Genomic DNA, 1,918 nt, shown 5'->3' on the forward strand with positions numbered 1-1,918 from the left:
GGGTGTGCGACAGATTTGTAGGTGAATCGGGGTTGATCTTGAATGGAGCTGCTGGATTGCTGGTCATGCGGTGGCTACGGTGGCGGTCTGGTTGTGTGGCTGTGTCCAGATGCGGTCGAAGCGGCCGCTGGCTTGGTGGGTGCGCAGGGTGAGGATGCCGGTGGCGCCGGGGATGTTCCAGCGCATGCCGGACTGTTTGAGGCGCCCTCCGACCAGGGATTTGCAGCCGGCCTCCACGACCCCGGAGCCGACGAACAGTCCGTGGGCGCGGAAGTAGGCGTAGCGCATCCGGTGAGCATTGGTTTTGAAGTATCCCAATGCTTTGGCGGTGTCGGTCGCGGTGTCGTCGTTCATCGGCAGACGCTCGGTTTCGGTGACCAGGGTTTCGATGTCGCCGGCGTCGAGGTCGGCCAGGCGGGCGGCCAGCCAGTCGGGGTGCGCGTCGCCGAGTGTGTCGGTCAGCCCGGCGGCGAGGCCGTGGAGGTGTTCGCGGGCGTGGTAGAGGTCCACGATGGGGGTGGCCTCGGGTGCGATCGTGGTGGCCAGGTTCCAGATCCAGGGGGCGCCGTCGCCGAGGACGACGAGTTGGCGGATGTCATCGGCGCCGCGGCGGCGCGCTTCGGCGGCCACCAGGGTGGCGAACTGGGCCGCGGGGGCGAAGCTGGCCAGGTAGCTGGTGGAGTCCGGGTCACGCACCGGCCGCCCGTCGTCATCGAGGCTGGTTTGGGTGAACAGGGCGGCGAGTTTGACCTCGCGGGTGCGGGCCCGCCCGTCGGGTGCCTTGCCGGCGCGGTCGGTGACCGCGGCGGCCACCATCGGCACGCCGGTGCCGTCGACGGCGATGTAGAGCTTGTCCGGCGGTGTGCCGCGGTCAGCCGGGGCGGGCAGTACGGCCATCGTGCCGCTGGCGATCGCGGGAGCTTCGGCGGTGATGCGCGCCGCTGCAGCGGCGCCGTCGTTTTCGGCGCTGCGTTCGATCCGCTTGTCCGACAATCGGATTCCGGCCAGCTCAGCCAGCAGGTCGGCCGCGGTGGCGAACGGTTCGGCGGCCGCGGCGCGGGCGGTCATCCGGCGCAGCCCCGGTGACAGCGACGCGTCGGTGACGCCGAGATCGTCGTCGCGGGGCACGTTCCCGTGCCCGCAGTCCGTGCAGTGGTAGTAGGCGCGGCGCACCACGACACGGCCCAACACGGTGTCGAGGTTCTTGTCGCGGTAGCCGACGAAGGCAGCGTGATGCCCGGCCCCGCAGTCAATCCGCGGCCCGCGGTGCCCGGTGTCGGCGGCCAGCAGCTGGCCCAGCAGCGACGCGCCGAGCCGCATCATCGCGGTGCGGATCGCCAACTCCACCGCGGCCAGGCCCGTACCCGAGGAGCCCAGCGAGTCCGCCGCGAGCGCGGCCAGTCGCTCTACCTCGGCGGCGATCTCCGCCGTGATCTGCTCGCAGAGCCCCTTTTTTCGTCCCCCGTCGCGGCCGGGGGTGCCGTCGCCGCCGGGTTCGGCGGGCGGGCCTCGCAGATCGTCTCGTTGACCGCCACGATCTGCTCGGACACCTGCGCGAAGCGGTGGTAGTTGGACAGCTCGGCGCGCACCTTGTCCACCTCGTCGGCCAAGAGCTGCCGTCCCTTCGTGCCGCGCCCGGCCACGGTGCGGGTCCACAGGTAGCGCGGCCCATGACCGGGGTGATCGGGCTGGGCGCATGCGCAATTGGGCTTGCCGCAGCGGCGGTAGTTCTCGCTGACCGAGCCGCGCCGGAAGTCGCCGGTCGCCGCCAACTCGGCATACAACCGGTCTCGTCGCTGCTCCAGGTCATCCAGCGAGGCGTCGTCCATCCCGATCTCCTATCTGGTTGTTTATACCACAACCAGACTATCGCGTGACCAGCCTCAACCCCCGTCACCTACATTCGTGTCGCACACCC

The 1,918-nt window shown here is 70.1% G+C and carries 2 protein-coding genes; both read right to left on the minus strand.

Annotated elements, in window-relative coordinates:
* Positions 1–63 precede the first annotated feature (63 nt).
* On the minus strand, positions 64–1,347 hold the full coding sequence (locus FPZ47_RS27300) for an ISKra4 family transposase (RefSeq protein WP_168209585.1): 1,284 nt from the start codon (positions 1,345–1,347) through the stop codon (positions 64–66).
* Positions 1,348–1,406: 59 nt separating this feature from the next.
* Complete coding sequence (locus FPZ47_RS28715) at positions 1,407–1,829, minus strand: DUF6788 family protein (protein ID WP_168209586.1); 423 nt, start codon at positions 1,827–1,829, stop codon at positions 1,407–1,409.
* Between the last annotated feature and the right edge of the window lie 89 nt (positions 1,830–1,918).

This window comes from Mycobacterium helveticum (genome assembly GCF_007714205.1).
Lineage (GTDB): Bacteria > Actinomycetota > Actinomycetes > Mycobacteriales > Mycobacteriaceae > Mycobacterium > Mycobacterium helveticum.